Below are 17313 nucleotides of genomic sequence, written 5' to 3'. Positions count from 1 at the left end.
CCGGGTCCGCCCACTGGACGCACCGTCCGGGCCGCCCCACGGCACGGCACAATGGGCGCATGACCAGCAGTGTCCCCGCCAGTGGCCTCGACCCCGCCATCGCCGCACGCCTCAAGCGCAGCGCCGACGGCCTCCTGCCCGCCATCGCCCAGCAGTACGACACCGGTGAGGTGCTGATGCTCGGCTGGATGGACGACGAGGCACTGCACCGGACCCTGACCACCGGCCGCTGCACCTACTGGTCGCGCAGCCGCCAGGAGTACTGGGTCAAGGGCGACACCTCCGGCCACGTCCAGCACGTGAAGTCCGTCGCGCTGGACTGCGACGCCGACACCGTGCTCGTCAAGGTCGACCAGGTCGGCGCCGCCTGCCACACCGGTGCCCGGACCTGCTTCGACGCCGACGTACTGCCCCTCGGCGAGTAGGGTCTGCCGCCATGGATCTCGAGACCTTCCGCAAGCTGGCCGCCGACCGCCGTGTCATCCCCGTCAGCCGTCGCCTGCTCGCGGACGGCGACACGCCCGTCGGGCTCTACCGCAAGCTCGCCGCCGAGCGCCCCGGCACGTTCCTCCTGGAGTCCGCGGAGAACGGCCGCTCCTGGTCGCGCTACTCGTTCATCGGCGTACGCTCCGACGCCACGCTCACCGTCCGTGACGGACAGGCGCACTGGCTCGGCGTGCCGCCCGTCGGCGTCCCCATGGACGGCGACCCGCTCGCCGCCCTGCGCGAGACCGTCCAGACCCTGCACACTCCGCGCGACCTGTCGTCGGGGATGCCGCCCTTCACCGGCGGCATGGTCGGCTACCTCGGCTACGACATCGTGCGCAGGCTCGAGAAGATCGGCCCCGGCGAGCGCGACGACCTGCGGCTGCCCGAGCTGACCATGCTGCTCACCTCGGACCTCGCGGTGCTCGACCACTGGGACGGCAGCGTGCTGCTGATCGCCAACGCCATCAACCACAACTGCCTCGACACCGGCGTCGACGAGGCGTACGCGGATGCCGTCGCCCGTCTCGACGCGATGGAGGCCGACCTCGCGCGGCCGCTCGCCTCCGCGCCCGCCGCCCTGCCGCCCTCGGAGCTGCCCGAGTTCTCGGCGCTGTGGGGCGGCAAGGACTACCAGGACGCCGTCGAGGACATCAAGGAGCGCATCCGGGCCGGCGAGGCGTTCCAGGTCGTGCCCTCGCAGCGGTTCGAGACCCCGTGCTCGGCGAGCGCGCTGGACGTCTACCGGGTCCTGCGCGCCACCAACCCCTCGCCGTACATGTACCTCTTCCGCTTCGAGGGATTCGACCTCGTCGGCTCCAGCCCCGAGGCGCTGGTCAAGGTCGAGGACGGGCACGCCATGGTCCACCCGATCGCCGGCACCCGCCCGCGCGGCGCGACCCCGCAGGAGGACCACGACCTCGCGGAGGAGCTGCTCGCCGACCCCAAGGAGCGCGCCGAGCACCTGATGCTCGTCGACCTCGGCCGCAATGACCTGGGCCGCGTCTGCGCACCCGGCAGCGTCGAGGTCGTCGACTTCATGTCGATCGAGCGGTACTCCCACGTCATGCACATCGTCTCCACCGTGACCGGCAAGGTCGCCGAGGGCCGTACCGCCTTCGACGTCCTCACTGCCTGCTTCCCCGCGGGCACCCTGTCCGGTGCGCCCAAGCCGCGCGCGATGCAGATCATCGACGAGCTGGAGCCCTCGCGGCGCGGCCTGTACGGGGGTGCCGTCGGCTACCTCGACTTCGCGGGCGACTCCGACACCGCCATCGCCATCAGGACCGCGCTGCTGCGGGACGGCACCGCGTACGTCCAGGCCGGAGCGGGCGTCGTCGCCGACTCCGACCCGGTCGCCGAGGACACCGAGTGCCGCAACAAGGCGGCGGCAGTGCTGCGCGCCGTGCACACCGCCAACCGGCTGAACGGCGCGGCGGGGCGGTAGGGGATAGTGGTCGCGTGAGTGCCGTACCCGTACCTCAGCCCCGCGCCGCCGCGGCGGCCGCCCCGAGCGGCAGCCGCCGCAGCCTGGCCGCCGCCCTCCTCCTCGGCGCCGTCGGCGCGACCGTCGTCCTCCTCGCCGCAGGGCAGGTCTGGGCGGAGGGCCGCGCCTCGGTCGGTGGCGGAGCCGTTTCGCTCGACGCCGACGGCGGGGACGTCACGGGCGTGCCCACCGCCCTCGCGGTCGTCGGACTCGCCGCGCTCGTCGCCGTGTTCGCCGTCCGCCGCGCCGGCCGCGTCGTCGTCTCCGGGCTCCTCGCGCTCAGCGGCGCGGGTGCCGCGCTGGCGGCGCTGCTGGGCGCGTCCGACACCGACGCGCTCGACGAGAAGGCGGCGCGGACCACGGGCGACGCCGCCGCGACGGCCGAGGCGCTCACCCACACGGCCTGGCCCTACGTGACCGCGGCCGGCGGCGCGCTGATCCTGCTCGCGGGCGTCGTGGCGCTGCGGTACGGACGGCAGTGGCCCGCCATGTCCGGGCGCTACGAGCGCGACGGCACACCGCGTCCCCGCAAGGCGGCCGCCGTGGACCCCGACCGGCCCGAGGACCTCTGGAAGGCCCTGGACCGCGGCGAGGACCCGACGCGCGAAGGGTGACCCCAGCTCACCGCGCGTGTTGTCGTACGGAACAATGACTGCGAGCGTCGGCTCAGCACGAGCACCAGCTCACGACAGCGCATCACAAACGAGGAGCAACTCATGGCGGGCAGCAGCCACGGACACACCCCGGCCGCCTGGACCGGTGTCACCATCTCGTTCATCGGCTTCTGCGTCGCAGGCGTCTTCATGGTGGCGGACAACCCGGTCGGCTTCTGGGCCGGTTCGGCCCTCATCGCGCTCGGCGCGGTCGCGGGCGGCGCCATGAAGATGGCCGGCCTCGGCACGCCGAAGGATCCGGACGAGGTGGTCGAGGCCCGCGCCCGCGCCGCCGCGCAGGAGCGGGCGACCGCGTGACACGGTGACGATCCGGGACGAAACGGCGCAGCACGGCACGACCGGGCTGCGCCGTTCTGCTGCAACGGCGAGAATCACGAAATGACCCCGACGCCCCCGCCCCACCAGACGCCCCGGGCCGCTCCCTCCGCGCCCTCGGGCCCGCCACCCGCCGGTGCCCGTGGGGCGGACGCCTCGGGCGCCGTGTCGGACGCGCCGTCCGCGGGCGTCGGAGGGCCTTCGGCGGCCGGCGGCGCGGCGGATGAGGTGGCCGGGCGGGTGCCGTGGCGGGACGCAGCGGGCCGGTCTCACGGCGTGTGGGCGTCGGACGGCGTTCCGGTCGCATGCACGGGGGCGGACGCCTCGGGCGCCGTGTCGGACGCGCCGTCCGCGGCCGAGGCCCCGGACGGACGGGTGCCCGATATGGCGGGGCTCGGGGCGCCGGTGCCCGCAGGCGGTGCGTCCGGGCCGACGTCGGGCGACGTATCCGGCCTTGCGGGGCTCAGCCGCGGGCCGCACGGCGCACCGGCCGTGAGTGTCGGGGACCATGCCGTGGCCGGCACGTGGGCCGGGCGCGACGGAGCCGGCGCGGTGCCCGCGCCGAGCGTGGCGCGGCGTGTGACCGCGCCCCTCGCCGCGCTCGCCGGCGTCGCCACCGCCTTCGCCTACGTCGGCACCGTCGACCCCAACGAGCCCGGTCACTACCCCGTCTGCCCCCTCCTCCGCTTCACCGGCATCTACTGCCCCGGCTGCGGCGGCCTGCGCAGCGCCCACGCCTTCGTCCACGGCGATCTCGGCACCGCCCTCGGCGCCAACGCCGCCGCCGTCGTCGGCTACGCCGTCTTCGCCGTCGTATGGGTCCTGTGGCTGGTTCGCGCCCTTCAGGGCAGGCCGCTGCAGATCGGTCTCGCCCCCCGTTGGTGGTGGGTCATGGGCGGAGCCCTGTTGATCTTCAGCGTGGTGCGGAACCTGCCGTTCGGATCGGCCCTCGCCCCGTGAGGTTCCAGGTAGTGGGACAGCGGCCGACCGGATGAGGACCGCGGGCGCTCCTGCGGATACCATCGAGTTGGCTGATCCATAACCATCACCGTCCCGGAAGGGGGCCGCTCGCGTGAGTGTGCTCGACGAGATCATCGAAGGTGTGCGCGCCGACATGGCAGAGCGGCAGGCGCGCGTCAGCCTCGACGAGCTCAAGGAGCGCGCCGCCAAGGCTCCGGCGGCCAAGGACGGCGTGGCCGCCCTGCGCGGCGAGGGCGTCAAGGTGATCTGCGAGGTCAAGCGCTCCAGCCCCTCCAAGGGCGCGCTCGCCGCGATCGCCGACCCGGCCGGACTCGCCGCGGACTACGAGGCGGGCGGCGCGGCCGTCATCTCCGTGCTCACCGAGCAGCGCCGCTTCGGCGGATCGCTCGCCGATCTGGAGGCCGTGCGGGCCAAGGTCGACATCCCGGTGCTGCGCAAGGACTTCATCGTCACCGCGTACCAGCTGTGGGAGGCGCGCGCGTACGGCGCCGACCTGGCGCTGCTGATCGTCGCCGCGCTGGAGCAGGAGGCGCTGGTCTCCCTGATCGAGCGCGCCGAGTCCATCGGCCTCACCCCGCTGGTCGAGGTGCACGACGAGGAGGAGGTCGAGCGCGCCGTCGACGCCGGGGCCAAGATCATCGGCGTCAACGCCCGCGACCTGAAGACGCTGAAGGTCGACCGTTCCACGTTCGAGCGGGTCGCCCCCGAGATCCCGGCGCACATCGTCAAGGTCGCCGAGTCGGGTGTGCGCGGTCCGCATGACCTGATCGCCTACGCCAACGCGGGCGCCGACGCCGTGCTCGTCGGCGAGTCCCTGGTCACCGGCCGCGACCCCAAGTCGGCCGTCGCCGACCTCGTGGCGGCGGGCGCCCACCCCGCGCTGCGGCACGGGCGGGACTGACCCGGAGATGACCGCCGTCCGCCGCCGCCGTACGACCCCGGGCTCGCGTCCGGGGGCCGTCGGCGTGCCCGCGGCGGCGGCGACACCGGCGTGCGGCCCGTACGCGCGCCTGGCCCGCGGCTGCCGACCGCGCGGCTGCCGGGCGCCGGCGCGGCGGGTGCACGGGCGGCGCGTGCGATACGTCATCGGCGACGAGCCGGGTCAGGTCAACGGGATGCGATGGCGCGCGGAGCTCGCGCGCGGTAGCCGCTGAGCCGTCGCCCCGACCCTTCGCCGGGCAGGGGAACGGCCCGCGGGCCGGCGCGCGTATACGCATCCCGGATCACCCGACACGTCCCGGGGCCCCGCCCCGACACAAGGAGCAGCGTCGCCATGTCCAGCGACTACTTCATTCCCGACCCCGAGGGTCACGTCCCCGACCCCGCCGGCTACTTCGGCGACTTCGGCGGAAAGTTCATCCCAGAGGCCCTCGTCGCCGCCGTCGACGAGGTCGCGGTCGAGTACGAGAAGGCCAAGTCCGACCCCGCTTTCGCCGCCGAGCTCGGCGAACTCATGGTCAACTACACCGGCCGCCCCAGCGCCCTCACCGAGGTCCCCCGCTTCGCCGAGCACGCCGGCGGTGCCCGCGTCTTCCTCAAGCGCGAGGACCTCAACCACACCGGCTCGCACAAGATCAACAACGTGCTCGGCCAGGCCCTGCTCACCCGCCGCATGGGCAAGACCCGTGTCATCGCCGAGACCGGCGCCGGTCAGCACGGTGTGGCCACGGCCACCGCCTGCGCACTGTTCGGGCTCGAATGCACCATCTACATGGGCGAGATCGACACCCGGCGGCAGGCGCTCAACGTCGCCCGCATGCGGATGCTCGGCGCCGAGGTCGTCGCCGTGAAGTCCGGCAGCCGCACCCTCAAGGACGCCATCAACGAGGCGTTCCGCGACTGGGTCGCCAACGTCGACCACACCCACTACCTCTTCGGCACCGTCGCGGGCCCGCACCCCTTCCCGGCGATGGTGCGCGACTTCCACCGGGTCATCGGCGTCGAGACCCGGCGCCAGATCCTGGAGCGCACAGGCCGCCTCCCGGACGCCGCGGTCGCCTGCGTCGGCGGCGGGTCGAACGCCATCGGCCTCTTCCACGCCTTCATCCCCGACACCGACGTCCGCCTGATCGGCTGCGAGCCCGCCGGCCACGGCATCGAGACCGGGGAGCACGCGGCCACCCTCACCGCGGGCGAGCCCGGCATTCTGCACGGCTCCCGTTCCTACGTCCTCCAGGACGACGAGGGCCAGATCACCGAGCCGTACTCGATCTCGGCCGGGCTCGACTACCCGGGCATCGGCCCCGAGCACTCGTACCTCAAGGACACCGGCCGCGGCGAGTACCGGGCGGTCACGGACGACGCCGCCATGCAGGCGCTGCGGCTGCTGTCGCGCACCGAGGGCATCATCCCGGCCATCGAGTCGGCGCACGCGCTGGCCGGCGCCCTGGAGGTCGGCCGCGAGCTCGGCAAGGACGGGCTGATCGTGGTCAACCTGTCCGGCCGCGGCGACAAGGACATGGACACCGCCGCCCGCTACTTCGGGCTGTACGACACCGACGCCGAGGTCGAGGCCGACGCCTCCGCCGACAACGGCGCCGCCGAGATCCAGGGGGACGCCAAGTGAGCGGCAACATCCGGCTTCTGAGCGACACGCTCGCGGCGGCGCGGAACGAGGACCGGGCGGCGCTCATCGCGTACCTGCCGGCCGGCTTCCCGACCGTCGAGATCGGCATCGAGGCGGTCAAGGCCGCGTTCGACGGCGGCGCGGACGTCGTCGAGGTCGGTCTGCCGCACAGCGACCCGGTCCTCGACGGGCCGGTCATCCAGACCGCCGACGACATCGCCCTGCGCGGCGGAGTCCGGATCGCCGACGTGATGCGCACGGTCCGCGAGGCCCACGCCGCCACGGGCAAGCCGGTGCTCGTGATGACGTACTGGAACCCGATCGACCGCTACGGCGTGGAGCGTTTCACCGCCGAGCTCGCCGAGGCGGGCGGTGCCGGGTGCATTCTGCCCGACCTGCCGTACGAGGAGGCGGGCCTGTGGCGGGAGCACGCCGAGAAGCACGGCCTCGCCACCGTCTTCGTCGTCGCCCCGAGCAGCAAGGACAAGCGCCTCGCCAAGATCACGGCGGCCGGTTCGGGCTTCGTCTACGCCGCCTCCCTGATGGGCGTCACGGGCACCCGTGAGTCGGTCGGGGCCCAGGCGCAGGATCTGGTGGCACGCACCCGCGCCACCACGGACCTGCCCGTCTGCGTCGGACTCGGCGTGTCCAATCCGCAGCAGGCCGCCGAGGTCGCCGCCTTCGCCGACGGCGTGATCGTCGGCTCCGCCTTCGTCAAGCGCATGCTCGACGCACCGGACGAGACGGCGGCCGTCGACGCCGTACGGGAACTGGCGGGCGATCTCGCCCGGGGAGTGCGCGGCAGCGCGTAGCTCGTACGGGTGGATGTGGGACCGGGGAGGCGTGCGCACGCCTCCCCGGTTCGTTTGCGGTTTGTGAGCGAGAACCAAGAACGTAAGCGGACCGCACGCGAGCGGCTCCAGCAGGAACGGGCCCAGGACCGGGCGCGCGAGAGGCGCAGGCGGACCCTGATCGTGGCCGCGGCCGTGGTCGGCGTCCTCGGCCTGGCCGCCGTCGTCGGCCTGATCGCGGCGAACAGCGGCAAGGAGGAGGACGGCACGGCGCAGACCGGTCCGCTCTCCGCGCCGAGCGGTGCGCAGGGCGACGACCAGCTCGCGATCCCGGTCGGCGCGAGCGACGCGCCCGCCACCCTCACGGTGTGGGAGGACTTCCGCTGCCCGGCCTGCGCCCAGTTCGAGAACGCCCTGCGGGACACGATCCACGAGCTGGAGCGGGCCGGCAAGATCAAGATCGAATACCGTCTCGCCACTCTCATCGACGGCAACATGGGCGGCAGCGGCTCCCTGCGCGCGGCGAACGCGGCGGCCTGCGCCCAGGACGCCGGGAAGTTCACCGCGTACCACGACGTGCTGTTCATCAACCAGCCGCCGGAGCCGGACGACGCTTTCGCCAAGAACGAGAAGCTGATCCAGCTGTCCGGCCAGGTCCCCGGCCTGGACACGCCCGCCTTCCGCAGCTGTGTGGAGGACGGCAAGCACGACCGCTGGGTCCGGAAGTCCAACGAGGCCTTCGAGAAGGGCGGCTTCCGCGGCACACCGACCGTGCAGCTCAACGGGGAGTCGATCTTCCCGACGAAGGACGGGGAGCAGATCTCCGTGGCCAACTTCAAGAAGTGGGTCGAGGAGGCCAACAAGGGAAAGAAGCCCGGCACGCAGCGGCCCACCGCGCCCACGGGAGCGTCCCCCGGGGCGTCGGGTTCCTGACCGTCTCTCTCCTGCCCCTCTCTCCTGACCGTTTTCGTCCTGACCGCGTCCGTCGGTCCGCGGCTTCGGCGCGCGCCCGGCGGGCGCGCGCTCGTTACCCAGACGTTGCCAGGTCGGTTGCCGTACGTCCCACCCGGCACGGTAGCGTCGGTGCTGCCATGGACATCGCCTACATTCCCAGCCCGTCGACCGGAGTGCTCCACCTCGGACCGCTCCCGCTGCGCGGCTATGCCTTCTGCATCATCATCGGCGTCTTCGTAGCCGTCTGGTTCGGCAACAAGCGCTGGATCGCCCGAGGCGGCAAGGCCGGTACCGTCGCCGACGTCGCCGTGTGGGCCGTGCCCTTCGGCCTCGTCGGCGGCCGGCTCTACCACGTGATCACCGACTACCAGCTGTACTTCAGCGAGGGTGAGAACTGGGTCGACGCCTTCAAGATCTGGGAGGGCGGCCTCGGTATCTGGGGCGCGATCGCGCTCGGCGCGGTCGGCGCCTGGATCGGCTGCCGCCGCCGGGGCATCCCGCTCCCGGCGTGGGCCGACGCCCTCGCACCCGCGATCGCCTTCGCGCAGGCCATCGGCCGCTGGGGCAACTGGTTCAACCAGGAGCTGTACGGCAGGGAGACCGACGTCCCCTGGGCCCTGAAGATCACCGAGGGGCCGAACCGCGAGGCGGGCCTCTACCACCCGACCTTCCTCTACGAGTCCCTGTGGTGCATCGGTGTCGCGCTGCTCGTGATCTGGGCCGACCGCCGCTTCAAGCTGGGCCACGGCCGTGCGTTCGCGCTCTACGTCGCCTCGTACTGCGTGGGCCGCGGCTGGATCGAGTACATGCGGGTCGACGAGGCGCACCACGTGCTGGGCCTGCGGCTCAACGTGTGGACCTCGATCGTGGTCTTCCTGCTGGCCGTCGTCTACATGGTGGTCTCGGCCCGGCTGCGCCCGGGCCGCGAGGAGATCGTGGAGCCCGGCGCGGTGGACCTGGCGAAGCCGGCGGCGGGTGAGTCGGACGCGGTTGACTCGGGCGCCGACGACGCGGCGGAGGACGTGCCCACGGCCGCCGCCGAGGCGTCCGACGGCGAGGACGCCGCACGTGCGGACGCGGACGCGGACGCCAAGTCGGCCGGCAAGGGCTGACGACCGACCCCTGACGCAGACCGCCGGAGGCGATGCCTCCGGCGGTCTGCGTGTTTCTTTGCCTCGGGCGGGTCCGGTCCGGGCCGGCCCAGCCCGGCGCCTGGCGGGTCTGCGCTGGGCCCATCGGGCCCCGGCCCGTTCGGCCTCGCGCTCGTCCGGTTCCGGCGGGTCCGGCCCCTGGCCCGTCCGGCCTTGAGGCCAGTCCGTCAGGCCTCCCAGTGCCGACCCCGGCCCTCCAGCCTCAGCCCATCCAGCCTGGCCCAGTGCGGGCAGCGACCCGCTCGGCCTGGCGCTCGTCCGGCCTTGGGCTCGTCCGGTCCTGGCGGGTCCGGTCCGTGGCGGGTCCGGCCCGTGGCGGGTCCGGCCCGGCCCGTTGGGCCTCGGGCGGTCCGGTCCCGGCGTGTCCACCCTCGGCGCGGTCGGACGCGGCCCAGTGCGGGCCCCGACCCGTTCGGCGTCGGGTCCGTCCGGTTGGCGGGACCGGCCTCTGGCGGTCCGGCCTCGGCCCATCCGGCCATCGGCGCGGCCGGCCTCGGCCCGTTCGGCCTCGGCCCAGTCCGGGCCTCGGCCCAGTCCGGGCCCCGGCCCAGCCCGGGATTGACCCCCTCAGGGGTCCCAGTCCCGTGCCGCGATGTCAAGGGTGCGTTGCGCCGCTGCCACGACCGCGGCGTCGACGAACCGCCCGTCCGGCAGGGCCATCGCGCCCTCGTCCGACGCCGCCGCCTTCACGATCTCCTCGGCGGCCTCGATCTCCTGCGGGGTCGGCCGGTACGCGCGCTCGATGACCGGAAGCTGACGGGGATGGATGGCCGCGCGGCCCAGGAAGCCGATGGAACGGCCGTGGGTGCACGAGGCGTGCAGCGCGTCGAGGTCGACGATGTCCGGGAAGACGGACTGCGTCGGCGGCGCGAGCCCGGCCGCACGGGCCGCGACCACCGTGCGCGTGCGCGGCCAGTCGAGCCCGGTGTCGCCGCGTACGCCGAGGTCGGCGCGGAGATCGGACTCGCCGAGCGCGATGCCGCGGACCGCGTCGTGTGCCGTGGCGATGGCGTACGCGTGCTCGACGGCGAGCGCCGACTCCAGCAGCGCGTACAGCGGGACGCCCGGCGCCGCGGCCGCGATCTGCTGAATGTCAGTGGCGTATGCGACCTTGGGAACACGCAGAGCTGTCAGACCCGGCAGCCCTGCGAGGGTCTCGACGTCCAGGGGGGAGTTGATGCGGACATGGACCGGCAGGGGCAAGTGGGAGGCGAGCAGTTCGGCCGTGGCGGCGAGGGCGTAGTCCTTGCGGCCCTGGGCCACCGCGTCCTCGAGGTCGACGATGACGACGTCCGCTCCGGAGGCGATGGCCTTGTGGACGACGTCGGGGCGGTCACCGGGGGCATAGAGCCAGGTCAGGGGGAAGGTCATAGCGCTCCTTCGGTGCGGAGTGCGGTGATGTCGGCCGGGGTGAGGCCCAGTTCGGCGAGGACCTCCTCGGTGTCGGCTCCATGGGGCCGGCCGGCCCAGCGGATGGCGCCGGGGGTCTCCGAGAGCCGGAAGAGGACGTTCTGCATACGCAGCGGGCCGAGCTCCGGGTCGGGGACCTCGGTGATCGTCCCGAGCGCCTGGTACTGCGGGTCGGCGACGATGTCGCGGATGTCGTAGACGGGGGCGATCGCGGCCTCGGCCTTCTCGAACGCGGCCACGGCGTCCGTGCGGGTGTGCTGGGCGATCCATCCGCCGACCGCCGCGTCGAGCAGATCGGCGTGCTCGGCGCGCCCGCTGCCGGTGGCGAACCAGGGCTCGTCGACCAGCTCGGGACGGCCGACCAGGTGCATGACCCGTTCGGCGACGGACTGGGCGGAGGTGGAGACGGCGAGCCAACTCCCGTCGGCCGTGCGGTAGATGTTGCGGGGGGCGTTGTTGCGCGAGCGGTTGCCGGTGCGCGGCTGGACGTAGCCGAGCTGGTCGTACCAGAGCAGCTGGGGGCCGAGCACGGCGAGGATCGGTTCGATGATCGCCATGTCGACGACCTGACCACGGCCGGTGGCGGTGCGGGCGGCGAGCGCCGTCATGACGGCGTAGGCGGTGGCGAGCGCGGCGACGGAGTCGGCGAGGCCGAAGGGCGGCAGAGTGGGCGGGCCGTCGGGCTCGCCCGTCGCGGCGGCGAATCCGCTCATCGCCTCCGCGAGCGTCCCGAAGCCAGGACGGTGGGAGTACGGCCCGAACTGGCCGAATCCCGTGACCCGGGTCAGGACCAGGCGGGGGTTGGCCGCGTTCAGTTCGTCCCAGCCCAGGCCCCACTTCTCCAGGGTGCCGGGGCGGAAGTTCTCGACGACCACGTCCGCGGTCCTCGCGAGACGCAGCAGCGTGGCCCGGCCGCCGGGGGTGGACAGGTCGAGGGTGACGGTGCGCTTGTTGCGGCCGAGGACCTTCCACCACAGCCCGATGCCGTCCTTGGCGGGACCGTGGCCACGGGACGGATCAGGGCGGGTGGGGTGCTCGACCTTGATGACCTCGGCGCCGAAGTCGCCGAGCAGGGTGGCACACAGCGGACCGGCGAAGAGGGTGGCCAGGTCGAGGACGCGGAGGCCGGCCAGGGGAGCGGGCGGGGTGTCCGGTGTGGGGGGCGGGGTCATGAGGCTGCGTCGATCTCGGGACGGTACGGCATGGAGGTGGACGCTCCTGGGCGTTGGACGGACAGGGCGGCGGCGGTGGAGGCCCACGCCAGGGCCTCGGGGACCGGTTTTCCCTCCCCGAGGGCGACGGCGAGGGCGCCGACGAAGGTGTCGCCCGCCGCGGTGGTGTCCACGGCGGTGACCTGCGGTGCGGGCACGGTGACGGGTTCGGCGTCGCGGGCGGCGTACAGGCAGCCCGCCGGGCCGAGGGTGATGACGACCTCGGGGACCTGCCGCAGCAGGGCCTCGGCGGCCCCGTGCGGGTCGGCGACCCCGGCGAGCGTGGCCGCCTCGTGCTCGTTGGGGACCAGCAGATCGATGGTGGCGAGGAGTTCGGGCGGCAGCGGCTGCGCGGGAGAGGGGGTGAGCACGGTGCGTACGTCGTGCCGGTGAGCGGCCTCGGCGCCGTCGAGCACGGCGCTGAGCGGAAGTTCGAGCTGAAGGAGGAGGATGCCGGCGGTGGCGATGAGGGCTTCGTCGCCGGGGGTGAGACCGGTGACGGTGCCATTGGCGCCGGGGATGACGACGATGGAGTTGCCGCCCTCGTCGTCGACGACGATGTGCGCCGTGCCGGACGGGCCCTCGGCGGTGCGCAGCAGGTCGATGTCGACGCCGGACGCGTCGAGGGTGTGACGGAGCACCGCGCCGAACTCGTCGGAGCCCACCGCGCCGATCATAATCACGTCGCCGCCCGCACGGGCGGCGGCCACGGCCTGGTTCGCCCCCTTGCCGCCGGGGATCGTACGGAACTCCCGTCCCGTGACGGTCTCTCCCCGCTTCGGGGCCCGCGCGACGTAGGCGACGAGGTCCATGTTGGTGCTGCCGAGCACCACGATGCCGGTCATGGGCGGAGTGCCTCCTTCAGCGTCAGGCGGGCGAGGGTGTCGAAGCCGGTGCCGTCGAATCCGGCGACGGACGTGGCGAGCCGGTTCTTCAGCGGGGCCGTCCAGCGGTCCGGCAGCCGGCCGGGATCACCGGCGAGCAGCCCGGTGAGGGAGCCGGCCGTCGCACCGTTCGAGTCGGTGTCGAGCCCGCCGGAGACGGCCCGGCAGATGGAGCCGGTGAAGTCGCCGTCGGCGTGGGTGAGGGCGGCGGCGAGCAGAGCGGCGTTGGGCAGCGCGTGCACCCAGTGGTACGCGCCGTAGGCCGCGTGAATGAGGTCCACGGCGCGGTCGAAGTCGGTTTCCGCACGGGCCGCCTCGACTCCGAACCGCACGGCGCGCGCGAGTCGGGAGCGGGGCGGGACGACGGTCAGGCCGACGGCGATCGCCTCGTGCACATCGGTGGTGCCGCCGGCTGCCGCGGCGATGGCGGCGGCGGTGAACATCGCGCTGTACACGCCGTTCGCGGTGTGCGTGAGGACGGCGTCGCGGTACGCCTGCTCGGCCGCGGCGGCGGGATCGCCGGGGTTGGTCCAGCCGTGCGCGTCGGCCCGGATCGCGGCGCCGATCCATTCGCGGAAGGGATTGCGGTAGGTGGCGGTGACCGGGGGCTCGATGCCGGAGAGGAGGTTGCGGTAGGCGACGCGTTCGGCGGTGAAGGTCCGGCCGGCCGGCAGTTCGTCCAGCCACAGGGCCCCGACCTGTGCCGTGGTGAAGGCGCGGCCGTGGCGGCGGAGGAGCAGGAGCGCGAGGAGGGGGTAGTTCAGGTCGTCGTCCTCGGGCATGCCGTCGATGTTCTCGGCGAGCGAGGTGGCGGCGCTGCGCCGGTTCCAGGGGTGGGCGGCGGCGAGTTCGGCGGGCAGGCCTCGGGCGGTGAACCAGGTGGTGAGCGGCCAGTTGCCGGTGGCGCGGCCGATGTCGCGGATGGCATGGAGGGGCAGCTTCTCGACGGGCTTTCCCAGCAGGCATCCGACGGCCCGGCCGAGCCAGGCGGCGTGCAGGGCGTGCTCGTTGAGGGCCGGTCGCGCCGGCCCGGTGGGCGGGTGCCCGTTGTCGGGGGCCGTGGCGTCGCGGACCGGGTGCGGTGCGGAGTCCGCCGGGTGCGGTGCTGAGCCGGTCGGTTGCGGTGCGGAGTCAGGTGGCCGGGGTGCCGGGCCCGTCCGGTGCGGTGCGAGACCCGCCGGATGGGGTGAGGGACGCGACCGGCGGGGCGCGGGACCCGGCGATCGGAGGGAGGGCCGGTCCGGGCAGGCCGCGGCGATCGAGGGCCAGTCCGTCGGTTCGTCGCCCGCCAACGGGGAAGGAAGCATGGCCAGTTCGTCGAGCAGCGCTTCTGCGAGCGTCCGCAGTTCCGGGCGCGGCGGGCCCGGGGAGGCGCCCGCGCGGGGCGGGGCCAGCATGCCGCCGGCGGCCAGCCAGCGGTCGCGGACGGCCGTCGCGTCGCGGCCGTCCTCCTCCGCCTGCCGCAGCTCGTGCCCGACGAGGTCCTCGGGCTGCACCCAGGTCAGACGCAGCAGACCGGTCATCGCGCGTCCGTCAGCTCGGCGAACGCCGCCTCGTGGGCCCGGCGGCGGGCCAGGTCCCGGAGGTGGATCTCCCGCGCCACGGCCGTCAGCTCGACGGCGGGCGCGTGCAGGTCGACGCGGCTCGCCTCGGCGACCTGCTTCGCCCACTCACGGGGCACCGCCGCCTCGCCGTGCAGCGCGCCCGCGATCGCGCCCGCCATCGTCGCGATGGAGTCGCAGTCACGGCCGTAGTTGACGCAGGACAGGACCGTACGGCGGTAGTCGCCGTCGCAGACCAGCAGCATGCCGAGGGCGATCGGCAACTCCTCGATGGCGTGCAGGCGGGACGGCCTCCGGGCGCCCAGGGAGGGGGAGCGGTAGTCGGGGCCGACGGTGTCGAACGGTGCCACCGCGGCCCGCAGCGGGCCGAGCGCCGATTCGAAGTCCGCGTGTCCCGCGGCGGTTTCGGCGACGGCTTCGATGGCGGCCTGGGTGCCGTCCTTGGCGAGGGCGAGCGCGGCGTCGACCACGGTGGCGGGTGTCGCCTCGGGCAGGCACGCCGCGGCGACCGCCGCGGCGAAGACGCCCGCCGCCTCGCGGCCGTACGAGGACTGGTGCGCGCCGGCGATGTCGAGGGCCTCGTGGTAAGCGGCCGTCGGGTCGGCGGCGTTGACGAGGCCCACGGGGGCCATATACATCGCCGCTCCGCAGTTGACGATGTTGCCGACGCCCGCCTCGCGCGGGTCGTTGTGCCCGTAGTGCAGGCGGTGGACGATCCATTTCTCGGCGAGGAAGACCCGGTGCAGGGGGAGGGTCTCCGCCTCGAGCTCGGGGATCCAGCGGGTGTGGGAGATCAGGTCCGGGACGAGGTGGTCGGCGACGGCGTAGGCATCGAGGTGGTCGCGGACGGTGGCGTAGACGCGGACCAGGGCGTGGGTCATCAATGTGTCGTCGGTGATGTGGCCGTTGCCCTTGTGGTACGGGGCGAGCGGGCGCGCGGTGCGCCACTCGTCGCCGTTCCAGGGGCCCACGATGCCGTCGATGCGGCCGCCGTGCCGTTCGACGATCTGCTCGGGGCTGTACCCCTCGACGGCGCCGCCGAGCGCGTCGCCGACGGCGGCGCCGACGAGGCTGCCCGTGAACCGGTCGTCGAGTGAGGGGTGCGGGGGAGTCGTGCGCTCTGCCGGGGTCGAGCTCGTCGCGGTCGCCGTGTTCGCCGTCGCTGTCGTCATGCCCGGATTGTCTCCCTGGTGCGGCGGTTGGCCGAGCACCGCGCGCCCGGATTCGGCCGCGGCCCCTCGGCTGCCCTACAGCGCGTCGTCGAGCAGACCGGCGAGTTCGACGAGGTCGGTGCCGGCGAGGTGGGGCAGGGCACAGCCCGCCAGGGTGCGGCAGGTGTCGCGCCAGGTACGGGGTACGCAGTCGCCGCCGCCGAGTACGCCGGTCAGCGCGCCGGCCAGCGCGGGGGCGGAGTCGGCGACGCGGGAGAGGCAGGCCGCGGCGGGCACCGCCTCGGCGACCTGGCCGTGCGCGGCGGTGGTGACGGCGAGTGCGACGGGGACGGTCTCGGCCGCGGCGATGCCGTAGCTGTAGACGTGGTCGACGATCTGATGCTCCAACAGGGGCACGAGCTCGAACGCGCCGCCGGCCTCGCGGGCGAGTCCGACGGCGTGGCGCGCGTTGCGGCCGATCTCGGTGGACTCGGGGAGCTGGGCGAGCGCGGCCCCGACCGTGTCCTCGACGGACGCGCCGCCGAGCGCCGCGGCGACGGCGGCGGCCATGGCGCGGGCGCCGTGGACGCCGTCGCCGTCCTGGGTGTAGCGGGCGTCGAACTCGGCGAGTTCGGCCGCGGCGTCCGGGTCGCCGGGGTGCACGACGGCGAGTACGGCGGCACGGACGCAGGCCGCGTCGTCGAAGTAGTGCGGGTTGTCGTGACCGGTGGCGGGCGGGCGCAGTCCGGTCGCGAGGTTGCCCAGTCCTGCGCGTACGGAGATCCGGGCGCGCAGGGGGAGCACGGCGGACTCGACCTCGGGGGCGCGGTCGGCTGCCGCGGCGACCTGGCTGGCGAGGGAGTTCCAGGCCAGGTCCACGGCTGCGCGCAGACGGCGGCCGGGGGCGAGCCCGCGGAAGTGGTCCCCCCAGGCGGTGAGGACGGTCCCGGCGGCGAAGGCGGCCCACTCGGCGTCGTCGGAGGGGCCGAGCCGAAGGGGCTCGGGCGGCTGGTTGAGGGCGATGGGGACGGGGAGGGTGGTGGTGGCGTTGTGCTCGGCGAAGGTGTCGAGCTCGCGGGTGAGACGGCGGGTCCACTCGGGCATGCGGCCTGCGCGGTGCCGGGCGGCGGGCCAGCCGGCGGCGTCGCCGGCGGCGAGCCCGAGGAGCAGGCCTTCGACAGGTCGGGTGCGGCTCGTTCGCTTGTCCCCCACCCCGCCCTTTCCCGAAACGGGGGCTGCGCCCCCGGGCCCCTGCGGCTCGCGCTCGGCGTGTGCCGTCGTCGGCGCGTCCGCGTCGTGTGGGTGTTTCGCCGGCAGCGTGCGATCGGGGAGGGGGGCGCCGTCAGGGCCCGGGCCCGTGTGCTTTTCCCTCACCCCGCCATTCCCCGAAACGGGGACCCCGGCCCCCTGCGGCTCGCGCTCGGCGTGCGGCGACATCGGCGCGTCCGCGTCGTGTGGGTGTTCCGCCGGCAGCGTGTGTCCGGGGAGGGGGCCGCCGGCCCCGGCCGCCTGCGGCTCACGCGCGGCGTGTGGCGTGTCTCCGGGCGGGGCCGTGCGTCCCCGGGCTTGCACCGCGTGCGTCGTCGCCGGTGCGTCCGCGTCGGGGTGCCGGGCGGGGCTGGGGCGCGTGGCGTCAGGGCCCGGCGGACGCACCCGCGGCGACCTGGGCCTCGGGCGCGTCCGTGTCCGGC

17 protein-coding genes are annotated in these 17313 nt (G+C 74.1%); 11 read left to right on the top strand and 6 right to left on the bottom strand.

The window, feature by feature from the left end; translation table 11 throughout:
• The first annotated feature begins 59 nt into the window (after window positions 1-59).
• From hisI to lgt, 11 genes are all read left to right on the top strand, one after another.
• A complete protein-coding gene (hisI, locus tag ACLB9X_RS01185; protein ID WP_410358273.1) occupies window positions 60-425 on the top strand; it encodes a phosphoribosyl-AMP cyclohydrolase in 366 nt (121 codons plus the stop codon).
• Window positions 426-436: 11 nt separating this feature from the next.
• On the top strand, window positions 437-1933 hold the full coding sequence (locus ACLB9X_RS01180; RefSeq protein ID WP_410358272.1) for an anthranilate synthase component I: 1497 nt from the start codon (window positions 437-439) through the stop codon (window positions 1931-1933).
• Window positions 1934-1947: 14 nt separating this feature from the next.
• Window positions 1948-2586, top strand: coding sequence for a TIGR02234 family membrane protein (locus ACLB9X_RS01175; RefSeq protein WP_410358271.1), 639 nt, complete (start codon window positions 1948-1950; stop codon window positions 2584-2586).
• 102 nt (window positions 2587-2688) lie between these two features.
• Complete coding sequence (locus tag ACLB9X_RS01170) at window positions 2689-2943, top strand: HGxxPAAW family protein (protein WP_410358270.1); 255 nt, start codon at window positions 2689-2691, stop codon at window positions 2941-2943.
• Between the two features lie 531 nt (window positions 2944-3474).
• Window positions 3475-3921: a DUF2752 domain-containing protein gene (locus tag ACLB9X_RS01165; RefSeq protein WP_410358269.1), complete on the top strand. Its 447-nt coding sequence runs from the start codon at window positions 3475-3477 to the stop codon at window positions 3919-3921.
• A gap of 112 nt (window positions 3922-4033) precedes the next feature.
• On the top strand, window positions 4034-4843 hold the full coding sequence (gene trpC / locus ACLB9X_RS01160) for an indole-3-glycerol phosphate synthase TrpC (protein ID WP_410358268.1): 810 nt from the start codon (window positions 4034-4036) through the stop codon (window positions 4841-4843).
• A gap of 7 nt (window positions 4844-4850) precedes the next feature.
• Window positions 4851-5096 (top strand): tryptophan biosynthesis modulator TrpM, encoded by a 246-nt coding sequence (gene trpM, locus ACLB9X_RS01155; protein ID WP_410358267.1) that lies wholly within the window; start codon window positions 4851-4853, stop codon window positions 5094-5096.
• Window positions 5097-5215: 119 nt separating this feature from the next.
• Window positions 5216-6508: a tryptophan synthase subunit beta gene (gene trpB / locus ACLB9X_RS01150; RefSeq protein WP_410358266.1), complete on the top strand. Its 1293-nt coding sequence runs from the start codon at window positions 5216-5218 to the stop codon at window positions 6506-6508.
• Window positions 6505-7320 carry a tryptophan synthase subunit alpha gene (gene trpA, locus ACLB9X_RS01145; RefSeq protein WP_410358265.1) on the top strand — a complete coding sequence of 272 codons (816 nt, stop codon included), beginning with the start codon at window positions 6505-6507 and terminating at the stop codon, window positions 7318-7320. The genes trpB and trpA overlap by 4 nt, the downstream gene beginning before the upstream one ends.
• 63 nt (window positions 7321-7383) lie before the next feature.
• The gene (locus ACLB9X_RS01140) at window positions 7384-8232 is read left to right on the top strand and encodes a DsbA family protein (RefSeq protein ID WP_410358264.1); all 849 of its coding nucleotides are present in this window, start codon (window positions 7384-7386) and stop codon (window positions 8230-8232) included.
• A 158-nt stretch (window positions 8233-8390) separates the two neighbouring features.
• Entirely contained in the window at window positions 8391-9365 is a 975-nt protein-coding gene (gene lgt / locus ACLB9X_RS01135) for a prolipoprotein diacylglyceryl transferase (RefSeq protein WP_410358263.1), read from the top strand.
• A gap of 606 nt (window positions 9366-9971) precedes the next feature.
• Here lgt and ACLB9X_RS01130 read toward each other — a convergent pair.
• From ACLB9X_RS01130 to ACLB9X_RS01105, 6 genes are all read right to left on the bottom strand, one after another.
• Entirely contained in the window at window positions 9972-10775 is an 804-nt protein-coding gene (locus ACLB9X_RS01130) for an HpcH/HpaI aldolase/citrate lyase family protein (RefSeq protein ID WP_410358262.1), read from the bottom strand.
• Window positions 10772-11986: a CaiB/BaiF CoA transferase family protein gene (locus ACLB9X_RS01125; protein WP_410358261.1), complete on the bottom strand. Its 1215-nt coding sequence runs from the start codon at window positions 11984-11986 to the stop codon at window positions 10772-10774. Before ACLB9X_RS01125 ends, ACLB9X_RS01130 begins: the two co-directional genes overlap by 4 nt.
• Entirely contained in the window at window positions 11983-12870 is an 888-nt protein-coding gene (gene rbsK, locus ACLB9X_RS01120; RefSeq protein WP_410358260.1) for a ribokinase, read from the bottom strand. The genes ACLB9X_RS01125 and rbsK overlap by 4 nt, the downstream gene beginning before the upstream one ends.
• Window positions 12867-14432: an ADP-ribosylglycohydrolase family protein gene (locus ACLB9X_RS01115; protein ID WP_410358259.1), complete on the bottom strand. Its 1566-nt coding sequence runs from the start codon at window positions 14430-14432 to the stop codon at window positions 12867-12869. Before ACLB9X_RS01115 ends, rbsK begins: the two co-directional genes overlap by 4 nt.
• The gene (locus ACLB9X_RS01110; protein WP_410358258.1) at window positions 14429-15643 is read right to left on the bottom strand and encodes an ADP-ribosylglycohydrolase family protein; all 1215 of its coding nucleotides are present in this window, start codon (window positions 15641-15643) and stop codon (window positions 14429-14431) included. Before ACLB9X_RS01110 ends, ACLB9X_RS01115 begins: the two co-directional genes overlap by 4 nt.
• 75 nt (window positions 15644-15718) lie before the next feature.
• Complete coding sequence (locus tag ACLB9X_RS01105) at window positions 15719-17275, bottom strand: ADP-ribosylglycohydrolase family protein (protein ID WP_410358257.1); 1557 nt, start codon at window positions 17273-17275, stop codon at window positions 15719-15721.
• Window positions 17276-17313 lie beyond the last annotated feature (38 nt).

It is taken from the genome of Streptomyces sp. 5K101, from assembly GCF_046506645.1.
Classification (GTDB): domain Bacteria; phylum Actinomycetota; class Actinomycetes; order Streptomycetales; family Streptomycetaceae; genus Streptomyces.
Note: the sequence above shows the minus strand (reverse complement) of the source record. Positions and strands in the feature narration are given on the sequence as shown.